Source organism: Bacillus sp. BC08 (genome assembly GCF_054326875.1).
Genome location: NZ_JBTGPA010000028.1, coordinates 10244 through 30558, shown reverse-complemented (window position 1 = coordinate 30558; position 20315 = coordinate 10244). Strand labels below are relative to the sequence as shown.

Genomic DNA, 20315 nt, shown 5'->3' with positions numbered 1-20315 from the left:
AAAAATATTTGCTTTAATAATGTAATCTATTTTTTTCAGGAAAGAAAGATAGAAAATATTAAATAGTGTAAAGATAGCGTTAATTTGATTGAGAAATATTTGTGTGAATAATGAAAAAATCTCTTCCTAGTAAATAGGAAGAGATTTTGAGCTTAACTAATTTTAGAATTAGGTGTTTCATCAATTTTATGAAACCCTTTCATATAATACACGATAGCTAAACCAATGAGCCAAATTGGGCCAACAATTAATGCAATTCTTGTATCTTCTGAATACGCCATTATACCTAATACTAGTGCAAGGAAAGCGAGTGAGAAATATGAACTTAATGGATATAAAGGCATTTTATATGTTAGCTTGTCCTTTTTATCAGTTTGCAATCCCTTACGGAATTTAATTTGAGCGATTAAAATGATGCCCCAAGTCCAAATTGCCCCGAAAGTTGAAATACTAGTGAGCCATGTAAATACTTTTGCGGGCACAAGATAGTTTAATATAACACCAACGAGTAAAACGATAGCTGTTGCTACAATTCCTTGACTTGGAATGCCGTTTTTATTTAAACGACCGAATCTTTCAGGGGCTTTCTTCTGCTGAGCTAATGTATACAGCATACGGCCTGTACTAAATAAACCACCATTACAAGAAGAAAGAGCTGCTGTTAATACGACAAAGTTAATAATCCCTGCTGCTTTTGCGATACCGATTTGCTGGAATGTTAAAACGAATGGACTTCCTTTCTCACCAAGTTCGTTCCATGGATAAATTGCCATCATAACGAATAGAGCCCCAACGTAGAACAGTAATATTCTCCAAAATACGTTATCGATTGCTTTTGCGAGTGTTTTTTTCGGATTTTGAGCTTCACCCGCTGTAACACCGATTAATTCAACGCCTAAATAAGCGAATAACACCATTTGTAAAGAGAGCAATAACCCAGAGAAACCATTCGGAAACCAGCCACCATGTGACCAAAGGTTTGAAATACCAGTAGCGACACCGCCGTTTCCGAATCCGAATAAAATAATACCAGCTCCAACAATTATCATACAGATAATTGTGACAATTTTTATGAGAGCAAACCAAAATTCAAGTTCTCCAAATACTTTTACGGATAAGAAGTTGAAAGCACTCATTAATAATAGAGCGAGTAACGCCCAAGTCCAGCGCGGGATATCTGGGAACCAGTACTGCATGTAAATGCCAGCTGCTGTAATTTCAGCCATACAAGTAACAACCCATAAGAACCAGTAGTTCCAACCGGTAATGTAGCCAGCTAGTGGTCCAAGATAATCAGAAGCATATTTACTAAAAGAGCCGGCAACAGGTTGTTCAATTGCCATTTCTCCAAGTGCTCGCATAATGAAAAAAATAACGAGTCCAGCGATCATATAACCTAGTAGAATGGAAGGGCCAGCTAGCTTAATAGCAGAAGCGGATCCTAAAAATAGTCCAACGCCAATAGCTGAACCGAGTGACATTAAAGTAATATGTCGTTCTTTTAAACCTCGATTTAAAGTTCCTGATTTGTTTGTGTGCTGCATAAGAAGAATCCTCCTTGTAGAGTGAACGATATTTGAATGCGGTTACTAAATATTTAACTATTTCAAATTATAAAACATTTCTATCTGTTATGCTACAAAAATAAACATGATTAACTGTACTACATCTGCACTTGTCAGACTTAAACTTAAAATTCGAACTATTAGTGAATATATTGACTCTTCTTTTTATTGATTGCTAAGATTAAGTATTATATTTTCTCACATACTAGTAAGAAAAGAATGTGTGATAATAATTCAGATGTAGGAAGGGTACATAACCATGTTTCAATTACAAAAATATAACACTTCTGTGAAGCAAGAGCTTTTAGCTGGCATCACAACTTTTTTTACATTTGCGTATATTCTTGTCATCAATCCGAAAATATTATCTGATGCAGGTGTACCATTTGATCAAGCTTTTACAGCAACCATTATTGCGACGGTTGTAGGGACGCTATGTATGGCGTTTTTAGCTAACTATCCAATTGTTATTGCTCCAGCTATGGGAATGAATGCGTATTTTGCTTATTCTGTTGTTCAACAGGCAGAGGGGATTACATATGTCATTGCATTTTCAGCAGTATTTGTAACAGGTATCATTTTTCTTTTATTATCTTTCACTTCATTTAGGCAAAAGCTAATTGTCGCAATTCCTGATAGTTTAAAACATGCAATTGCAGGTGGAATTGGACTATTTATTGCTTTTATTGGATTACGCCTTTCTGGAATTATCGTCGATCATCCATCTAATTTAGTTACGATTGGTGATTTTCATTCTCCAGCCGTTATTTTAACTTTAATTGGTTTAATATTAGCGGCGGTATTAATGGCATTGCGTGTGAGCGGTGCATTATTTATTAGTATGATTGTGACGGGAGTTATCGCTTTCTTTACAGGGCAACTGAAGTTTACGGATAAAATTGTTGCGATGCCTCATTTACCAGAGGGTATTATCGTTTCAAACCCAATCAACGCCTTTTCAGATGTAATTGAATACGGATTATATGGTGTTGTATTTTCATTTTTACTTGTACTGTTATTTGATACAACAGGTGCATTACTTGGTTTAATTAAACAAGCAGGCTTAATTACAGATAATACTGAGAAACGTTTTGGTAAAGCGTTTATTGCAGATGCAATTGGCGGGACTACAGGCTCTATCTTTGGAACAAGCCCAACAGCAGCGACGATTGAATCGTCAGCTGGTATTGCTGCAGGTGGTAAAACAGGATTAACAGGTATAATCGTTGTCGGTCTAACGATTATAACGGCATTCTTCAGCCCTGTCATTGCTTCTTTATCAAGTGTAGCCGCTATTACAGCTCCTTCATTAATTATTGTAGGTAGTTTAATGGCGCAAAGTCTTCGTGATATTAATTGGAATGAATTTGATGATGCATTACCAGCATTTTTAATTTTCGTTGGTATTCCGTTAACGTCTAGCATTGCGAATGGAATTGCAATTGGATTTCTAGTATATCCAGTCTTAAAAATTGTGAAAGGGAAAGGGATGGAAGTACATCCGTTACTATACTTATTTACAATTTTATTTGGATGTCATTTATTCTTATAATATAGATATAGGTGAGGGAGCTTCTTATGAGAGGCTCCTTTTTTGTGTATAATAAAGTGAAAATCAAATTAATGGCGTAAAATATAAATTACTTAATGGAATATATATGTTACAATATAGGTAGAGGAGGAACATGAATGGCTGTCAGTAAAATAAAAGTCGCGCGTGTTCAGTTAGATTTAACACAGCAACAATTAGCAGAAAAAGTAGGCGTTACAAGGCAAACGATTAGTTTAATTGAGAAGGGGAAATACAACCCGTCTTTAGATTTATGTTTGAAAATTTGTTATGCGGTAGATAAAACATTAAATGATTTATTTTGGGAGGAAGAGGAGTGAGGGGATGAGAATCGTGAAAGATGAACGTTTAATGATTGAGGGGCTAAAACATATTAGACTCGTTTTCATCTTACAAAATATCATCATACTAGGTATTGTTTTTTATCGCTACGTTTTGCAAGGTACAGGATATGAAAGTGTTTCGGATTTATTAATGGTATTTATGTGCGGGATAATAGGTATTAACTTTTTAAACTTAAAAAATTCGGTGCAAGTGTATGAGCATACGGGCGGAGTATCGCGTAGTTATTTTATGAAGCTATTATTCATTCCAGTAGGTATTGTTATTGGGATTTTAGCTATTTGTATCGTTGTAACACCAGATATTTCGATAAAGGAAATTAGTATGACAGGACTTATTATGCTTGCTTGTTTTTTAGTTCCTAGTTTGTTTATATACATATATATGAAAAAAATAAAAAATGAAGATTGAAATATAAGAAAAGCTTTCCCGTATTGCGGGAAAGCTTTTCTTATATTTTTTTATACAGTACTTTATGAAGACCAATCGGTTCAATTTCAAAGATTTCACCATGTTCCTGAAAGCCTAAGCGCTTGTAATATTCAGCTACAGTAATTCGGCCATTACACCATAATATATTTGCTTTACGTTCTTGCAAGACTTGCTCCGCCTTCTGAATTAAGGAGCTTCCAGCACGTTTGTTTCGAAATTCAGGTAATGTGGCCATTCCTCGTAGACGATAATGAACACCTGCTAGTAAGTCAGGGTATATTTCTTTTGAGAAGGAAGCGATACTAATCAGTTCATCGTTTATAAATGCGCCTAAGTGAAAGGTGTCTGTCTCATAGTCGGAAGAGTATTTACAATCTGCTAATGTTTGATTCGGGCGTAAAATTTTTTGACGTAATACGTAAGTTTCAGATCCCTCAATATTTTTCACGGTAATCATATTAACATCCTTTCTTATAAGGCATTTTCTGTTAGTTGTATAAAGAAATAGGCAGGTGCGGCGAAAAGCCCGAGTATGCTAGCAGTTCCGAGAAGGAGTGAAAGTAAGAGGCAAGAGTATTTTATTCCATTCGATTTTTTCCATCCGTAACTACAAATTTCAATGCTAACACCGATGAGAATAATGGCAATGAGTATTTCTGCCAATAATAAAAGAGCTAAAGTTACAATAGACATAATGTGATCCATCCTCATAATATGTGATAGTAACATTTTACCATATGAAATGGAAAAAAATGCCCCTCAATTATGTGAGGGGCATTTTTTATTCTAATATGTTTTTCAACGTATCAATATGTTCTTTTGAACCTGTGACAAGCAATGTATCACCATGTTGTAGTCTCGTATCACCATGCGGGATTAATGCTTTATTACCGCGATAAATTTGAATAACGAGTACATCGCCTAAAAATGGAAGGCGACGTAGTGCAACACCGTTATATGTATTGCTGCGTAGTTCAACTTCACGAACAGTTTCGTTTGCTGTTGTAATTAAGCGTACGAGACTCGGTTTATCAATTAGTGCACGTAACAGAATACGTGTAGAGTTAATTGTTGAGAATACGGCGATATGTTCTTGCGTTGCTTTTTCTTGTAGAAGTGGATCTTCTACACTTGCAATAACATGTTCAACACCTAGTTCTTTTGCATGTTCTGCTAATAATAAGTTTTGTTCATCATCGCTTGTTGCAACAACAACGCGGTCTGCGATAAATGCTGTTCGTTCAGTTAATGATGCGATTGTGATGTCATCTAATTTTACGATAGGGAAGTCATGTGATTTCGCTTCCTCATCATTTATTTTATTTTGACGCATCATATAAAGTGTTACGTCATAATCTTCTCGTTTTAAATCAAGTGATAACGGAAGGGTAATTCTGCTTGCGCCAATAATAGAAACTTTTGGTTTTGGTGTTTCTACTTTTGGGAACATTTTTTTAAATAATATAGGTGCAAAAATACAAGTAATAACTGCGCTTAAAATAAGGGAAGCAGATAAACTTGGACTGATGATTCCTAGTTTTTCACCAATTTGTGCAGCTGCAATAACTAAAGAAAGTGTCGATGTTAATAAGATGGCACTTCCTAGTACGATATTACGTGGATACCATTTTCGTAAAACGAGTGATGGTAACAGTTTTGAGATAAAGAGTCCTACAATTAAAATTGGGATCATTAGCATACTAGAAGGTTCTTTAAAAATAGACCAAACTTCTAAGTTTACACCAACCATCACGAAGAAAATAGGAATGAAGAAACCATATCCGATGGAATCCAGTTTTTCTACCATATCTTCATTTGGTGATAATAACGATACGAGTACCCCTGCTAAGAAGGCGCCTAAAATATTTTCAGCTCCAACAGATTCAGATAACCCAACTAATATTAAGATGAGTGCAAAAACAGCTCGTGTATCAATTTGTACACTACCAGCTTTTAAGCTATCCAAGTATGGAATGTTTTTAAAGCGTTTTGCAACGAAGTAAATAACAATACCAGCGCCGAATAGAAGAAGAAGGAGCCACATGCTTTGGCCGCTTTCGGAATTTAATCCGACGAATACAGCGAGTAAAATCATTGTAACTAAATCTGCAATAACAGCGACTAATAAAATGATTTGTCCGATTGCCGTTTTTCCTAAGTTGTTTTCTTTTAATGTTGGTACAACAACACCTAAAGAAATAGTTGAAATAATTAAAGTCATAAACATTGCATTATCCACGAATCCTAGCCATACGAATAGTAATGATAGGGCATAAGATAAGATGAAAATAAATAAGAAGATAATGCTTGCTGCTTGGAATGTGTTTGGTTCGTTTGTCGTATTCTTTTTCCCTTTTTGTTTAAAGATAGAAAAATCAATTTCTAAACCGCTTAAGAACATTAAGAAGATAAATCCTAGTGTCGATAAGACTTGAAGCCACATATCTGGCTCAATAATATTAAACCCACTTTTACCTACAAAGATTCCTGCGATGATTTCTGCAACAACGACAGGAAGTGCTTTTAATTTAAAGCGTTGTAACAAAAGGGGAACGAAAAACGCGATTGCAACGACAACCATAAGTGATAGAACAGAAGTATGATGTTCCATTGCGTTCTCTCCCTTCAAATAAATATAGTACCTATTTAGCCATATAATAGGTAGAAAAGCAACGCATATGAATTCGATTTCATAAAGAAAGAGTTTTCTTAACATTTGTCATAATAAGTATATTTTTCATGATTCTGTTGTTAATTCCGTAATGTGGATGTAATAGGGGAGGGGATAAAAAAAGACTGCTGAGAAACTTCAGCAGTCTTTTTCATGTACATTACATTGAGAAGAAGATCCATACAGTTAAACCAACTGTTGCAGTTGCAACGAAGAAACTGTATATCATTGTAAGGATTTGAACTCTGCCTTCTCCTTCTTTTAAATGCATGAACATAATTAATTGTAACAACGCTTGCGCAACAGCCATTACGATAATAGTTGTTAAGATCGTTGAAAGTGGCAAGTTTGTATAAAGTGCCACGTATAACGCTAGAAACGTTAGTGCAAGCGATAAAATAAATCCGAAAACGTGTGACCAAGGGAATCCGCTATGCGCATGCCCGTTTGCTTGGTTGTTATTTTGATCCATTTACGCCACCATCCCGTTCAAGTAAACTAGTGTGTAAATAAAGACCCAAACTAGATCAAGGAAATGCCAGTATAAGCTGATAATGAATACTTTACGCGCTGTAACTGGTGTTAAACCTCGTTTTAAAATTTGGATAATAACACAAATTGCCCAAATGATACCGCCTGTTACGTGGGCTCCGTGCGTTCCAAGAAGAACGAAGAATGCAGATAGGAAAGCACTTGTTTGAATTGTTGCGCCTTCACCGATGTACATAATGAACTCTTCGATTTCAAAGAATAGGAAACCTGCACCTAAAAGTAATGTAAGGATGAACCATCCAAGCATTGCTTTTTGGTTGTGCTTACGCATTTCGTGAATTACGATACCACATGTGAAACTACTTGTTAAAAGTAGTAATGTTTGAATTAAAAGCGTTTTAAGTTCAAACAGTTGCGCTGGAGTTGGGCCATCAGCCGTACGACCAGCAAGTACTAGATAAGAGGCGAAAAGTGTTGCGAACAGCATAATTTCAGCCCCAAGAAAAATCCAGAATCCTAGGATATTCAATCTGCTTTGCTCGGATTGATATTCCAAAGGTAAGCTTTTATCTAAAGCCGCCATATCATTTCACCTCTCATGCTATATGTTCTGTTTCTTTAATTTCATCAACGCTTACGTAGTAGCCATCATCATAATCGAATGAACGATAGATTAAGCAAGCTAAAATACCAACGCCGCCGATTGCTGCAAGCCAGAACCAGCTAAATACTAATGCGAAACCTGCAAGACCGAAGAATAAAGACGCAATAATAGGCACGCCAGAGTTACTTGGCATGTGAATTGGTTTAATATCTTCTGCTGCTGGTGTAACTGTTTCTCCGCGTTTTTTCATGTACCAAAAAGCATCAGCTTCTTTGATTTCAGGAAGTTTCGCGAAGTTGTAATGTTGTACAGGAGATTGAGTTGCCCATTCAAGTGTACGGCCATCCCATGGATCTCCAGTTGTGTCACGTTCACCGTGACGAGCACTCCAAATTACGTTGTAACAAAGAAGTAGGAAACCAATACCCATCATTACCGCACCAACAGATGCGATTTGGTTTAGCCATCCCCATCCAAGACTTTCAGAGTAAGTGTACATACGACGAGTCATACCGTCTAAACCTAAGAAGTACATCGGGAAGAAACAGATATTGAATCCGCTCATAAAGATCCAGAATGTCCATTTACCTAGGCGTTCATTTAACATATGACCAGTCATTTTTGGATACCAGAATGTGAATCCAGCAAGCATAGCGAATACTGTACCTGCGATTAATACGTAGTGGAAGTGAGCAATTAGGAAGTAGCTGTTATGGTACTGATAATCAGCTGCTGCCATACCAAGCATAACCCCTGTAACCCCACCGACTACGAAGTTTGGAATAAATGCCAATGACCAAAGCATTGGAACTGTAAAACGAATACGTCCTTTATACAGTGTAAACAACCAGTTAAAGATCTTAACCCCGGTTGGAATCGAAATCGCCATTGTCGAAATCGAGAAGAATGAGTTAACCGCTGGACCTGCACCCATCGTGAAGAAGTGGTGAAGCCATACGACGAAACTTAGTAAAGAAATTGCAACCATTGAGTATACCATCGCACTGTAACCGAATAGACGTTTACGTGAGAATGTACTAATGATTTCAGAGAAAATACCGAATGCCGGTAAAATAACGATATATACTTCAGGGTGACCCCATACCCAGAATAGGTTGGCCCATAACATTGGCATACCGCCGCTCGCCATCGTAAAGAAGTGAGCATCGAATAGACGGTCAAATGTCATTAATGCAAGAGCAACTGTTAATACTGGGAAAGCGAAAATAATGATAATCGTAGTAATTAAGATTGACCAAGTAAACATTGGCATTCTCATTAAAGTCATACCAGGTGTACGCATTTTTAAGATAGTAACAAGGAAGTTAATACCTGTCATTAACGTACCGAGACCTGAAATCTGTAATGCAATTGCGTAGTAGTTATTTCCTACACCAGAAGTAAACTCTGTACCTGCCATTGGGAAGTAAGAAGTCCACCCAGCGTCTGGAGAACCACCGATTACGAAAGCGATGTTGAATAACATTGCTCCGACAAAGAATAACCAGAAACTTAAAGCGTTTAAGAACGGATATGCAACGTCACGAGCACCAATTTGTAATGGTACTACAAGGTTCATTAATCCCATAACGAATGGCATCGCCATGAAAAGAATCATAACTGTACCATGTGTTGTGAAGATTCCGTTATAATGTTCAGCATTTAAATAAGTTGTTTCTGGGAATGTTAACTGTGCACGGATCATTAAACCGTCCATACCACCACGGAATAACATGATAACCGCAGAAATAATATACATGGCCCCAATCTTTTTATGGTCAACAGTTGTTAACCATTCGTCCCAAAGCCATTTCCATTTTTTATACTTTGTTAGTACGAAAATGATTGCTAATGTCACAAGAACGATAGAAGCGTCTGCACCGTAAATAATCGGGTCACCTGTGACAAAGAATTCATCAAGCTTCACTGTGTTCACTCCAATCTGTTGGAATAATAGCTATTATTTTTTGTTTTTGTAGTAGTTGTAATCACAATACTCAAGTGATTTTGGATCTACATAACTTAAGTGATGACTAGAGAATGTCATACGACCAACTACACCAGGTTTAACAATTTCGTTGTACTTATCTTCTGTTAGTTTAGGAGCAGTTTGTTGTACTTCTTTAACCCACTTGTCATACTTCTCTTTAGTTTTTGCTTCAACTTCGAATTCCATGTGAGTGAATCCTTCACCAGAGAAATTCGCGCTACGGCCTAGGTAAGAACCTGGCTTATCAGCTTGTAAATAAAGATCCATAATCATACCATCCATAGTGTACTTCATACCACCAAGTTCTGGTACCCAGAAAGCATTCATTGGACCGACAGAAGTCAGTTTGAATTGAATTGGTACACCAGCAGGGATGTTTAAATAGTTAACGGTTTCAATTTTTTCCTCTGGGTAACTGAATAACCATTTCCAGTTTGCAGATGTAACATAAATCTCAACTGGTTTAATATGTTTGGACTCTTTCGGAACCTCTTCCGAAGCATAAGTTGCTTTTACTGTTGGAATCGATAATGCAATAACGATAATAACAGGAACAAGCGTCCAAATGATTTCTAATAATGTGTTACCGTGTTGTTCAGGTGGCTCATAGTCCATATTCTCTGGTTTTTCACGATAACGAATCAAGATGACTGTAAACAAGATGAATACAATTGCGATAATTAATGACATAAGCAAGAATGACCAAACAATTAAATCATACTGTGCTTTTGCAACAGGTCCTTGCGGATTTAATACTGCGAGTTTCTTATCACAGCCGCCGAGGAACAGAAGTAATGATAACGGAAGAAGCGAAGCCAGCTTCCAAAACGTTTTCTTTAGTTGCACGATTGAAAATCTCCTTTCTCCTTGGATTGAAACTATGCCAATAAAACAATATAAACCTATTAATTTATAGATGGCAATAGTTTTTTTGATATTGTTAAAAAATAGACACAAATGCACACTTTTTAAGGTGAATATCATTTGTAACTTGATAACATTGTAAACCATTTTCCAGTGAAAAACGTGATTGTGAAAATTTTAAGATAAATAAAGTTATACCAAGATATCCAAGAAATAGAAAAAAGCTATCTTATCATAAGAAAGATAGCTGAATATTTGATATATTTAGTTTACTTCTTTTTTTAGATTTATTTGTTGTTCAAATGTGACAACTTTTTTATATTTTAATTGGTATAAAATGTAACAAATAATCATAAATGGAATACCGCAATAAAGAGCAATTCTCTGATCTGGGATGAAAGCTAAACTAACAAATGTAATGAAATTGAGTGAGAATGCTACGATTGGAACGATTGGATAAAGCGGTGTGCGATATTTTAAATCGTTAATGTCTCCGCCGTTTTTTAAGAAGTTTCTACGGAAGAAAAACTGTGAAGCTGCGATTGACATCCAAACTACGACAGCGGCCATAGCTGCAATAGATGTTAAAACTAAAAATACAGTATCTGCCGCAAATATACTTGTTAATAGAGACAAACTTGCAAATATTAGACTGAAAATTAATGCGTTTAGTGGCACACCTTTTTTCGTTAACTTCGTAAAAGCTGGACTTGCCATTCCTTGTTTTGCCATCGCCCAAAGCATACGAGAATTTGCGTATAGACCAGAGTTGGCTACGGATAATACTGCTGTAATAATAACAAAGTTCATAATGTCAGCTGCATATGGAACACCAGCTACATCAAATACAAGTACAAATGGACTTTCGACTAGATTAGCTTCTTGCCATGGGAGTAAACCTACAACAACTGATATTGCTAGGACGAAGAAGAAGAGAGTTCGCCAAATGGTATTTTTAATCGCTTTTGGAATTGTTTTTTCAGGGTTTTCACTTTCTCCTGAGGCAATCCCGATTAATTCTGTTCCTTGGAAGGAGTAATTTACTGTAATCATCGTAAGAAGAACAGCTAATGCACCGTTTGGAAATAATCCGCCATTTTCAGTGAAATTGTGAAGCATGGGTGCTGGTTTTCCGTTAAAGTCTAGTAGACCGAACATAACTGCACCACCGAGTACGATGAAAACAACAATGGTTGCGACTTTTACACTTGCGAACCAAAATTCTGCTTCTGCATATGCTTTTGCTGATAATGCGTTTACAAGAAAGAGTGCTGCTGCAAATGTAACACACCAAATCCACGAAGAAACGTCTGGAAACCAGCGTTTCATTAAAATACTTACAGTTGTTAACTCTACCCCAACTGTAACAGCCCAATTTAACCAATACATCCAACCGACAACAAATCCAAAACCAGGTGAAATAAATTTGCTTGCATAGCTTTGGAATGAACCTGCTTCTGGCATAGCAACGGATAATTCACCAAGACATAACATCGTTAAATACATAACAAATCCACCGACTAAAAATGCAAGAATAGCACCACCAGGACCGGCGTTATGGACGATTTGACCAGATCCCATAAATAGGCCAGTTCCAATAACACCACCGAGTGCAATCATAAATAGGTGTCTACTTTTCATTGTTCGTTTTAAATCTGTTTGTTCTACTTGTTGATTCATATGCCCCTCACCCCGTTATTTTCTGTATGTATGAACTGATTTTCATTCCGAGTTTTTAATCATTAGTGGGGGATATGATACATACTCGGTTTATTTACTATGAAGTGAATGGAGTATGTAAAAAGCGAACTATGACTAAATACTCTAAGAATGTTTTTATTAACAAAGTGATATCTTCACTATGTTAATTATTTTGATTTTAGCAAAAATATTCAGAAAAGTATATTGTTTTTTCTTTTTATTAAAAATAATTAGAATTTTATAACGATGGAAGTGTGAACAATAATTCACAGAATCTTTCTAGCAAACTAGTGAGAAGAAAGGTACAATGATAAGAGGTATGTCTGTAAAATAATAATTAATGGAGTTTTGTTTAAAATGAAAAAGTTAAAATATCTTTTTGTTTTTGGAATTATATTTGCTGCCGCGTTTTTTATAGGGAAAGATAAAATTATACAAAAGGCGCAAGTGTTCCGTTTAGAGTTTCTATCTGAAATGAAAGAAGCGACTATGATTGAAAATGTTCCGTTTATAAAACAGTTACCAGAATTACCTCGTGGATGTGAAGTTACAAGTTTGGCTATGTTGCTGCAATACAAAGGTATACAAGTAGATAAGATGCAACTTGCTAGCGAGATTCATCGTGTTCCATTTGAGCAAAATGGTTTACGTGGAAATCCTTATGAGGGGTTCGTTGGAAATATTTATACGAAGGCAGAGCCAGGATATGGTGTATATAATCAACCTATTTTCAATTTAGCAGAAAAATATATTCCTGGAAAAGTAGTTAATTTAACAGGTAGAGACGTGCAAGATATGTATAAAGTAGTTAGTTCTGGGTCGCCAGTATGGGTCATTATTAATACAACGTTTAAACCACTCGCCGAGAGTAGTTTTGAAACATGGAATACAAGCTCTGGCGAAGTGAAAATTACATATTATGAGCATAGTGTAGTAGTAATTGGATATGATCAAAACTTTGTGTATGTAAATGATCCTCTGAAAAATAATCCGCGTTTAGCTGTTCCGCGAGCAGAGTTTGAGAGTGCTTGGGGACAAATGGGGAAACAAGCAATCACTATTTTATAATAATGAAAAAGTCATCTTTTTGATGGCTTTTTATTTTTAAGTCATAGTGATAGAAAATTCAGAAGATTCTTTCAAAAGTTAACAATTCACGTTATAATAACATTTAACTTAGTGAAGAAGGGGCGAAGAGAAATGGATGTCGCAAAGGAACTTGTTTTATTAAAGAATCAGTTGATTGAGTGGAGAAGGCATTTTCATAAGTATCCAGAGTTATCTTTTCAAGAAGAAAAAACATCAAAGTTTGTATTCGATATACTTCGGGAAATCCCGCATTTAGAAGTGTCAAGACCTACTAAATATAGTGTAATGGCAAGGTTAATTGGTAAACAACCTGGTAAAACTATCGCGGTTCGTTCTGACATGGACGCTCTTCCTATTCATGAAGAAAATGAGTTTGATTTTATTTCTACATATCCAGGTGTGATGCATGCATGTGGCCATGATGGACATATAGCGATATTACTTGGGGTTGTACATAAGTTAGTAGAGGAAAGAGAGAAGGTTAAAGGGGAGGTTCGTTTTCTCTTCCAACATGCAGAAGAAAACTTTCCGGGCGGTGCAGAGGAAATGGTTGCGGCGGGTGTAATGGAAGGTGTGGATTATATTATTGGCGCTCATCTTTGGGCATCGTTAGAGGTTGGTAAAATAGGTGTAATTTATGGTCCTGCAATGGCTGCCCCAGATGTTTTTAAAATTACGATAGAAGGAAAAGGTGGCCATGCTGGAATCCCACATGAAACGGTTGATAGTATTGCAATCGGTACACAAGTTGTTGCGCAACTTCAGCAAATTGTATCTCGCCTCACAGATCCGTTAGATTCCCTTGTAGTATCTGTTACCCAATTTCACGCTGGGACAACCCATAATGTGATTCCAGAACAAGCGGAGATTGAAGGGACAGTGCGGAGTTTAAGACATGAGTTGCGAGAAGTAACAGAGAAAAGGATTGAACGGATTGTGAAGCATGTGACGGAAGCTTACGGGGCAAAATATACGTTTTCTTATGAATATGGATATCGACCGGTAGTAAATGATTATGAAGTTACAGAGGTTATTGAGCAAGCGGCATTACAGCTTTATGGAAGAGAACAAGTTACTCGTTTACAGCCGACGATGGCTGGGGAAGATTTTTCAGCGTTTTTACAAAAGGCACCAGGGACATTCTTTTTTATCGGAGCGGGAAATAAAGAGAAAGGAATTATATATCCTCACCATCACCCTCGTTTTACGATTGATGAAGATGCATTACCGATTGGAGTGGAAGTCTTTGTATCATCCATTATGAATTTTATAAGCAAAGGAGAATGAGATGAAGAAAATACACGTATTGGCGCTTATTCCAGTTTTTTGTTTAGTTGTTGGCCCCGTATTTGCTAATTCAGTTACTCCTTACGTATTAGGGATGCCATTTTTATTATTTTGGGTATTATTATCGGTGCTCATTACGTCTCTTTGTATGGGACTTGTGTACGTATTTGATCCTGCTAATAAGGGGGATGTGAAATGACCGCATTACTTATCATTATATTATTTTTGTTTCTCGCACTATTTTTAGGAATTCGGGCACAACATGGAAAAGATATGAATTTAGAGCAATGGTCAGTTGGTGGAAGAGGGTTTGGCACTATTTTTGTTTTTCTTCTGATGGCAGGTGAAATTTATACGACTTTCACATTTTTAGGAGGAAGTGGATGGGCGTATAGTAAAGGAGCGCCTACTTTCTATATTTTAGGTTATGGGGCATTAGCTTATATTTTATCTTACTTTTTATTGCCGCCAGTTTGGAAGTATGCGAAAGAGCATAATCTTGTTTCACAGCCAGATTTTTTTGTGAAAAAATACAAGAGTCAGACACTTGGCATAATCGTTTCTATCATTGGGGTTATTTCGATAATCCCCTACCTTGTATTACAGTTAAAAGGGTTGGGGATTATTGTTTCGGAAGCATCTTACGGAAGGGTATCACCGGTTATTGCAGTTTGGATTGGTGCAATTGTCATAACGATATATGTAATGGTTTCAGGTATACACGGTTCTGCTTGGACGGCCGCTTTGAAGGATATTATGATTCTGTTTATCGTTATGTTTTTAGGTATATATTTACCGTACCATTATTACGGAGGATTTCAGCCGATGTTTGAAGCGGTAGAAGCAGCGAAACCAGGATTTTTATCTTTACCTGATGAAGGAATGAGTATTTCTTGGTTTGTTTCTACTATTGTATTAACAGCTCTCGGTTTCTATATGTGGCCCCATACATTCGCTTCTGCTTTTTCTGCAAAAAATGAAAAAGTATTTCGTAAAAATGCAGCAATTATGCCACTGTATTCTTTAGTATTACTTTTCGTATTCTTTGCAGGCTTTGCAGCTATCTTGCAAGTTCCTGGATTAAAGGGAGGGGATGTAGACCTTTCGTTATTCCGTCTGGCTCTTCAAACTTTTGATCCGTGGTTTATTGGGATTATTGGTAGTGCTGGGGTTTTAACCGCATTAGTTCCAGGTTCTATGCTTGTCATGGCCGCTTCTACATTATTAGCAAAAAATATTTACCGAACAATGGTCCCATCTGCTTCAGACAGACAAGTTGCTAAAGTGGCGAAGTTATTTGTTCCTGTAGTAACTCTTGTAGCTGTTTTGTTCACTTTTAAAGGTGGAGAAACAATAGGAGCACTTCTTTTAATGGGATATAGCATAGTGACACAACTTTTCCCTGCACTTGTATGTAGTTTGTTTCCGCGGCAAATTATTACGAAGCAAGGGGCAATTGCAGGCATGGGGATTGGATTGTTAGTGGTCGCATATATTACTTTATCGGGCTCAACTATAGCTACGATGTTTCCAGGTTTCCCTCAATATATAAAAGATTTAAATGTAGGTATAGTTGCATTGTTAATGAATATGATTGTGATGTTTATCGTTAGTGGATTCACGAAAAATGTGTCTATAAAGACAGACAATATAATAGTAGAAAAGTAATCCGTGTGCTAGAGCTATCTTTGAAAAGAGATAGCTCTTTTTTGTATATATTTTCTTCTATTAGCGGAATCTAACTAAAAACTTGTTGAAAAGGAAGTTAGGTGGGGGACTTGTTAGAGCTAAAAGGTAACTTAGTTGAAGTTATGAAAGAAATTAGGGATGAGTTAGGTTCGCCTAATGATTTAACAATTAGGGAAGTTGCCCTTGCTGGTAGTTTTACACGCTGTGCTGTTATTTTTTTATGTGGGCTAACAGATAAGGATAATGTTTATAAATATGTAGTTCGTACGCTTCAATATGAAGAAGTACACAAAGAAGAAGCTGTTGTTCAAACATTATTAGATCGTTTGATTTCTATTGCGGAAGTTGGTAAGAAGACAACGTTTCCGGATATTATAAATGCGATTTTAGCAGGAGATACGGTTATATTAATTGATAATATTCCAACCGCTATCGTGATTAATAGTAGAGCGTGGGAAAAAAGAAGTTTAGAACCGCCAGTAACAGAAGATTTAATCCGTGGACCAAGAGTTGGGTTAAATGAAGATATTAATGTGAATAAAATGTTAATTCGCCGTGGTTTACGTGATCCAAAGCTGAGGTTTCAATCTTATATTATGGGGAAGAGATCCCAAAAAGAAGTGACATTAGTATATATAGAAGACATTATTAATCCTTACATTGTAAAAGAACTAGATCGGCGTCTTCAATCCATAGTGACAGATGTCGTTTTTGAGACGGGTACGATTGAGCAATTAATTCAAGATAATAATTTGTCACCGTTTCCGCAGTTTTTGAATACAGAAAGGCCTGATAATATTGTGGCCTCATTAGCAAAAGGAAAGGCAGCTATTTTGGTGGACGGATCACCGTTTGCCCTTATAGCTCCGCTAGTATTTGTTGATATTTTTCAATCTGTGGAAGATCACTATGAGCGTTGGGTAATTGGGACTTTATTAAGGATTTTGCGGATGGGTTCGGGTATTGCTGCTGTTTTATTACCTGCCATGTACGTAGCGCTTGTATCGTATCATCAAGGGCTTATTCCATCTAAATTAGCTTATTCTATTGCGGGAGCGAGAGAAGGGGTACCATTTCCGGCATATATAGAAACATTAATGATGGCATTAACGATGGAGTTAATACGAGAAGCGGGAATTAGGTTACCGAAACCAATGGGGCAAACGATTGGGATTGTAGGTGGTCTTGTAATCGGAGAAGCAGCGGTGAACGCAGGGATTGTAAATCCATTTTTAGTAATTATTATTGCAGTTACTGCAATTGCTACCTTTTCACTGCCTGTATATAGTATTACGATTACGTTTCGGATTTTACTTTTTGTCTTTGTTTTAGCGGCGACTGCTTTTGGGCTATATGGAATTATTTTAGCTCTTATTGCACTTGCGGTTCATATTACGAATTTGAAGAGTGTCGGGGTACCGTATACAACGCCTATTGCTCCTGCATTTTATAAAGATTGGAAAGAAGAACTTATTCGTATGCCAAAATCGATGTTGAAAGAGAGACCGGAATATTTACAAACGAAAGACGCTATATTACGTCCAAAGGAGCGAGAGTAATTGAAACCATTTGAGTATGGCGATGAAGAGATTGGATCTCGGGAAATTGGGTTTGCGGTATCTTCAACAATTATTGGTATAGGAGCATTGTCTATGCCAAGAGATATTGCTGACCAAACTTTATTTTCGGACGGTTGGATTATTTTGCTTTTGGGTGGATTGGTTTGTGCAGTTTTAGGTTGGTTTGTAACGAGGGTAGCTATTTTATTCCCGAAACAAAACTTTGTTCAATATACGAGTGCGCATTTGACAAAGCCTGTTGCGTATACAATTAGTAGTATTTTAATATTAACATTTTCTGCTTTGACAGCATATGAATCGCGAATGATTTCAATAATTTCTCAAACATATTTGTTTAGTGATACACCGATACAACTACTGTCTTTCTTCTTCTTATTAGTTGTTATTTATGGAATAGCGGGATCAAGAGCGGCCTTATTAAGGTTAAATGTTCTGTTTTTACCTATTGTTTTAATTGCGATAGTGCTTCTTTCTTTATTGAATATAAATTTAATGGAAATAAATAATTTGTTACCAGCTTTTCAAACGAAAGTGAGTCAATATGCGGTTGGAGTTAAGAATTCTATTTTTACGTTTATTGGATTTGAAGTAGCTTTGTTTTATGCTGTGTTGTTAAACGATAAGACGGCAAAAAAAGCACCGATGGCAGTTGCAAAAGCTGTGATGGTAAACGTGTTGTCTTACATTTTAATTTATTTAACTTGTATTAGTGTTTTTACATATATGACAACCCGGGGATTAACATATCCAACAATTGAATTAGGGAAAGAAATTGAAATTGGTGGAGGGTTTTTAGAAAGGTTTGATGCAATTTTTTTTACGACTTGGATTATTACTATTTATAACACGACAGCCATGTATTATGACGTCGCATCTCTATTGTTTTGCGCTATGTTTCCAAAAGTGAAGAAACATATTTTCATTTTTGTAAGTGCCCCGATTATTTTTATGCTGAATATGATACCGAGTAGTTTGAATACTTTATCAAGTTATGGGACTTATTTAGCTTGGATAGATATGGGATTTGTTGTTTTAGCACCTTTGCTCGTTTTAATTGTATATAAAATAAAAAGAAGGAATGGTGGAAATGAAACACCTTCTTAAATTTATAATGGTTATGGTTGTAGTTGGATTTATGAGTGGGTGTTCTGAGTTAGAGGAGATAGAAGAAAGGGGATTTGTAGTAGGTGCAGCCTATGATATTGTGAAAAAAAAGCAGTCGAATCCAATCATGAAAGGGACGTATCAGATGGTACTTCCGAGTAAGCTAGCACAGCAAGGTGGACAAAGTGGTGGGGATAGCGAAAATTATATTAATGTTAGTGCAAAAGCAGATAGTGTCTTTGAGCAAATACGAATTATCGCTAAAAAAATTAGTCGTACATTATTCTTTCCACATATACAAGTAATCATTTTTTCTAAAGATTTATTAGCGAATCCATATGTTTTACAAAATACGTTAGATGTATATATTCGTGATCATGAGATGCGAAGAAATATTCGTTTGTTCGTTTCTAAGAAAGATGCAGAAGCTATTTTAAAACAAAGTGCCAAGCCTGAAAATTTACCGGCGCAGTATATTGATATGTTAGCTGAACATCCTCCGAAAAACGCCCAAATGATTGAGGCCGCAAGAATTGGTGAAGTCCAGGAAAAGATGATTTCCAATCGAAGTTTCGTATTACCTATTCTTGAACTAACAAAACAAGGAGTACAAATGAACGGAGCAGCGTTGTTTCGTGGGAAGGATAATAAGTGTGTAGGCAGTTTGAGTGGAGAAGAAACATTAGGGATGAATTATATAATAGGTAAAAAAATTGGAGGTTTTTTTACCATTCGTAAAAAGGATCAACTGATTACATATGAAATTCATAAGTTGCGTCGGAAAATTAAAGTATCTACAATGAATGCTGAAAAACCAAAGTTTAATATTCATTTATATATGGAAGGGACATTGGCTGAGTTACACTTTAGTGATCATAAAAAGGTTTTGAATGAAAAACGTTTAGAGAAGGATATCTCGGCAGAAATGGAGAAGCGCATTCAAAAATCGATTAAGCTTGTTCAAAAAAAATATAAGGTAGATGTATTAGAATTAGGAGAAGTATATAAGCGACATAATTATAAAGAGTGGGAAAAGATAAGTGATAATTGGGATCAAGGCGAAAATTACTTTAGTAATGCTGAAATTACTGTTCATGTTCACCCAACAATTGAACATTCTGGTTCAGCTTTACCGAAAAGAGTGAAATAAGGTGATGTAGGTTGTTTACTGGATTAGGAATTAGTTGCACGATATTAATGGCGGTTCTTCCGGGAACCATATACTTTATTCATAAGAAACTTACAACGTATGGGGCACAGCCTTGGAATACTGATGCACAAAAAAAGAAACCTAAATAAATTCAGGTTTCTTTCGTGCAAAGCAAATGAAGGGGG

At 36.3% G+C, this 20315-nt stretch carries 19 protein-coding genes; 10 read left to right on the top strand and 9 right to left on the bottom strand.

The window, feature by feature from the left end:
- Positions 1-152: 152 nt before the first annotated feature.
- Positions 153-1544, bottom strand: coding sequence for an amino acid permease (locus ACXVYO_RS08835; protein ID WP_458466732.1), 1392 nt, complete (start codon positions 1542-1544; stop codon positions 153-155).
- 280 nt (positions 1545-1824) lie between these two features.
- Between ACXVYO_RS08835 and ACXVYO_RS08830 the strand changes: the two genes are divergently transcribed.
- The 3 genes from ACXVYO_RS08830 to ACXVYO_RS08820 all read left to right on the top strand — a co-directional run bounded on the left by ACXVYO_RS08830 (position 1825) and on the right by ACXVYO_RS08820 (position 3888).
- Positions 1825-3117: an NCS2 family permease gene (locus ACXVYO_RS08830; RefSeq protein WP_073517247.1), complete on the top strand. Its 1293-nt coding sequence runs from the start codon at positions 1825-1827 to the stop codon at positions 3115-3117.
- Between the two features lie 137 nt (positions 3118-3254).
- Positions 3255-3455 carry a helix-turn-helix transcriptional regulator gene (locus ACXVYO_RS08825; protein WP_000301181.1) on the top strand — a complete coding sequence of 67 codons (201 nt, stop codon included), beginning with the start codon at positions 3255-3257 and terminating at the stop codon, positions 3453-3455.
- Positions 3456-3459: 4 nt separating this feature from the next.
- Positions 3460-3888 (top strand): hypothetical protein, encoded by a 429-nt coding sequence (locus ACXVYO_RS08820; protein ID WP_458466731.1) that lies wholly within the window; start codon positions 3460-3462, stop codon positions 3886-3888.
- Positions 3889-3928: 40 nt separating this feature from the next.
- Here the strand turns inward: ACXVYO_RS08820 and ACXVYO_RS08815 are convergent, their stop codons facing one another.
- From ACXVYO_RS08815 to ACXVYO_RS08780, 8 genes are all read right to left on the bottom strand, one after another.
- A complete protein-coding gene (locus ACXVYO_RS08815; protein ID WP_458466730.1) occupies positions 3929-4366 on the bottom strand; it encodes a GNAT family N-acetyltransferase in 438 nt (145 codons plus the stop codon).
- A 14-nt stretch (positions 4367-4380) separates the two neighbouring features.
- Positions 4381-4638, bottom strand: coding sequence for a DUF4022 family protein (locus ACXVYO_RS08810; protein WP_237981639.1), 258 nt, complete (start codon positions 4636-4638; stop codon positions 4381-4383).
- Positions 4639-4690: 52 nt separating this feature from the next.
- Positions 4691-6520, bottom strand: a complete 1830-nt coding sequence (locus tag ACXVYO_RS08805; RefSeq protein WP_458466729.1) for a monovalent cation:proton antiporter family protein — start codon at positions 6518-6520, stop codon at positions 4691-4693.
- 220 nt (positions 6521-6740) lie between these two features.
- Positions 6741-7052 carry a cytochrome aa3 quinol oxidase subunit IV gene (gene qoxD / locus ACXVYO_RS08800; protein WP_000372611.1) on the bottom strand — a complete coding sequence of 104 codons (312 nt, stop codon included), beginning with the start codon at positions 7050-7052 and terminating at the stop codon, positions 6741-6743.
- Entirely contained in the window at positions 7053-7655 is a 603-nt protein-coding gene (gene qoxC / locus ACXVYO_RS08795) for a cytochrome aa3 quinol oxidase subunit III (RefSeq protein ID WP_000729313.1), read from the bottom strand.
- A 13-nt stretch (positions 7656-7668) separates the two neighbouring features.
- Positions 7669-9603, bottom strand: a complete 1935-nt coding sequence (qoxB, locus tag ACXVYO_RS08790; protein ID WP_000762374.1) for a cytochrome aa3 quinol oxidase subunit I — start codon at positions 9601-9603, stop codon at positions 7669-7671.
- A gap of 33 nt (positions 9604-9636) precedes the next feature.
- Complete coding sequence (locus tag ACXVYO_RS08785; protein WP_048527849.1) at positions 9637-10512, bottom strand: cytochrome aa3 quinol oxidase subunit II; 876 nt, start codon at positions 10510-10512, stop codon at positions 9637-9639.
- Positions 10513-10794: 282 nt separating this feature from the next.
- Complete coding sequence (locus tag ACXVYO_RS08780) at positions 10795-12210, bottom strand: amino acid permease (protein WP_327798731.1); 1416 nt, start codon at positions 12208-12210, stop codon at positions 10795-10797.
- Between the two features lie 378 nt (positions 12211-12588).
- On the opposite strand from ACXVYO_RS08780, the gene ACXVYO_RS08775 reads away from it, so the two are divergent.
- The 7 genes from ACXVYO_RS08775 to ACXVYO_RS08745 all read left to right on the top strand — a co-directional run bounded on the left by ACXVYO_RS08775 (position 12589) and on the right by ACXVYO_RS08745 (position 20130).
- On the top strand, positions 12589-13299 hold the full coding sequence (locus tag ACXVYO_RS08775) for a C39 family peptidase (protein WP_458466728.1): 711 nt from the start codon (positions 12589-12591) through the stop codon (positions 13297-13299).
- A 132-nt stretch (positions 13300-13431) separates the two neighbouring features.
- Positions 13432-14607, top strand: a complete 1176-nt coding sequence (locus ACXVYO_RS08770) for an amidohydrolase (protein ID WP_458466726.1) — start codon at positions 13432-13434, stop codon at positions 14605-14607.
- Between the two features lies 1 nt (position 14608).
- The gene (locus tag ACXVYO_RS08765) at positions 14609-14806 is read left to right on the top strand and encodes a DUF3311 domain-containing protein (protein WP_000719861.1); all 198 of its coding nucleotides are present in this window, start codon (positions 14609-14611) and stop codon (positions 14804-14806) included.
- A complete protein-coding gene (locus tag ACXVYO_RS08760) occupies positions 14803-16275 on the top strand; it encodes a sodium:solute symporter family protein (RefSeq protein ID WP_458466725.1) in 1473 nt (490 codons plus the stop codon). Before ACXVYO_RS08765 ends, ACXVYO_RS08760 begins: the two co-directional genes overlap by 4 nt.
- 101 nt (positions 16276-16376) lie before the next feature.
- Positions 16377-17855, top strand: a complete 1479-nt coding sequence (gene gerLA, locus ACXVYO_RS08755; protein ID WP_458466723.1) for a spore germination protein GerLA — start codon at positions 16377-16379, stop codon at positions 17853-17855.
- The gene (gerLB, locus tag ACXVYO_RS08750; protein ID WP_458466722.1) at positions 17856-18980 is read left to right on the top strand and encodes a spore germination protein GerLB; all 1125 of its coding nucleotides are present in this window, start codon (positions 17856-17858) and stop codon (positions 18978-18980) included.
- Positions 18964-20130, top strand: coding sequence for a Ger(x)C family spore germination protein (locus ACXVYO_RS08745; protein WP_458466721.1), 1167 nt, complete (start codon positions 18964-18966; stop codon positions 20128-20130). Before gerLB ends, ACXVYO_RS08745 begins: the two co-directional genes overlap by 17 nt.
- The last annotated feature ends 185 nt before the right edge of the window (positions 20131-20315 follow it).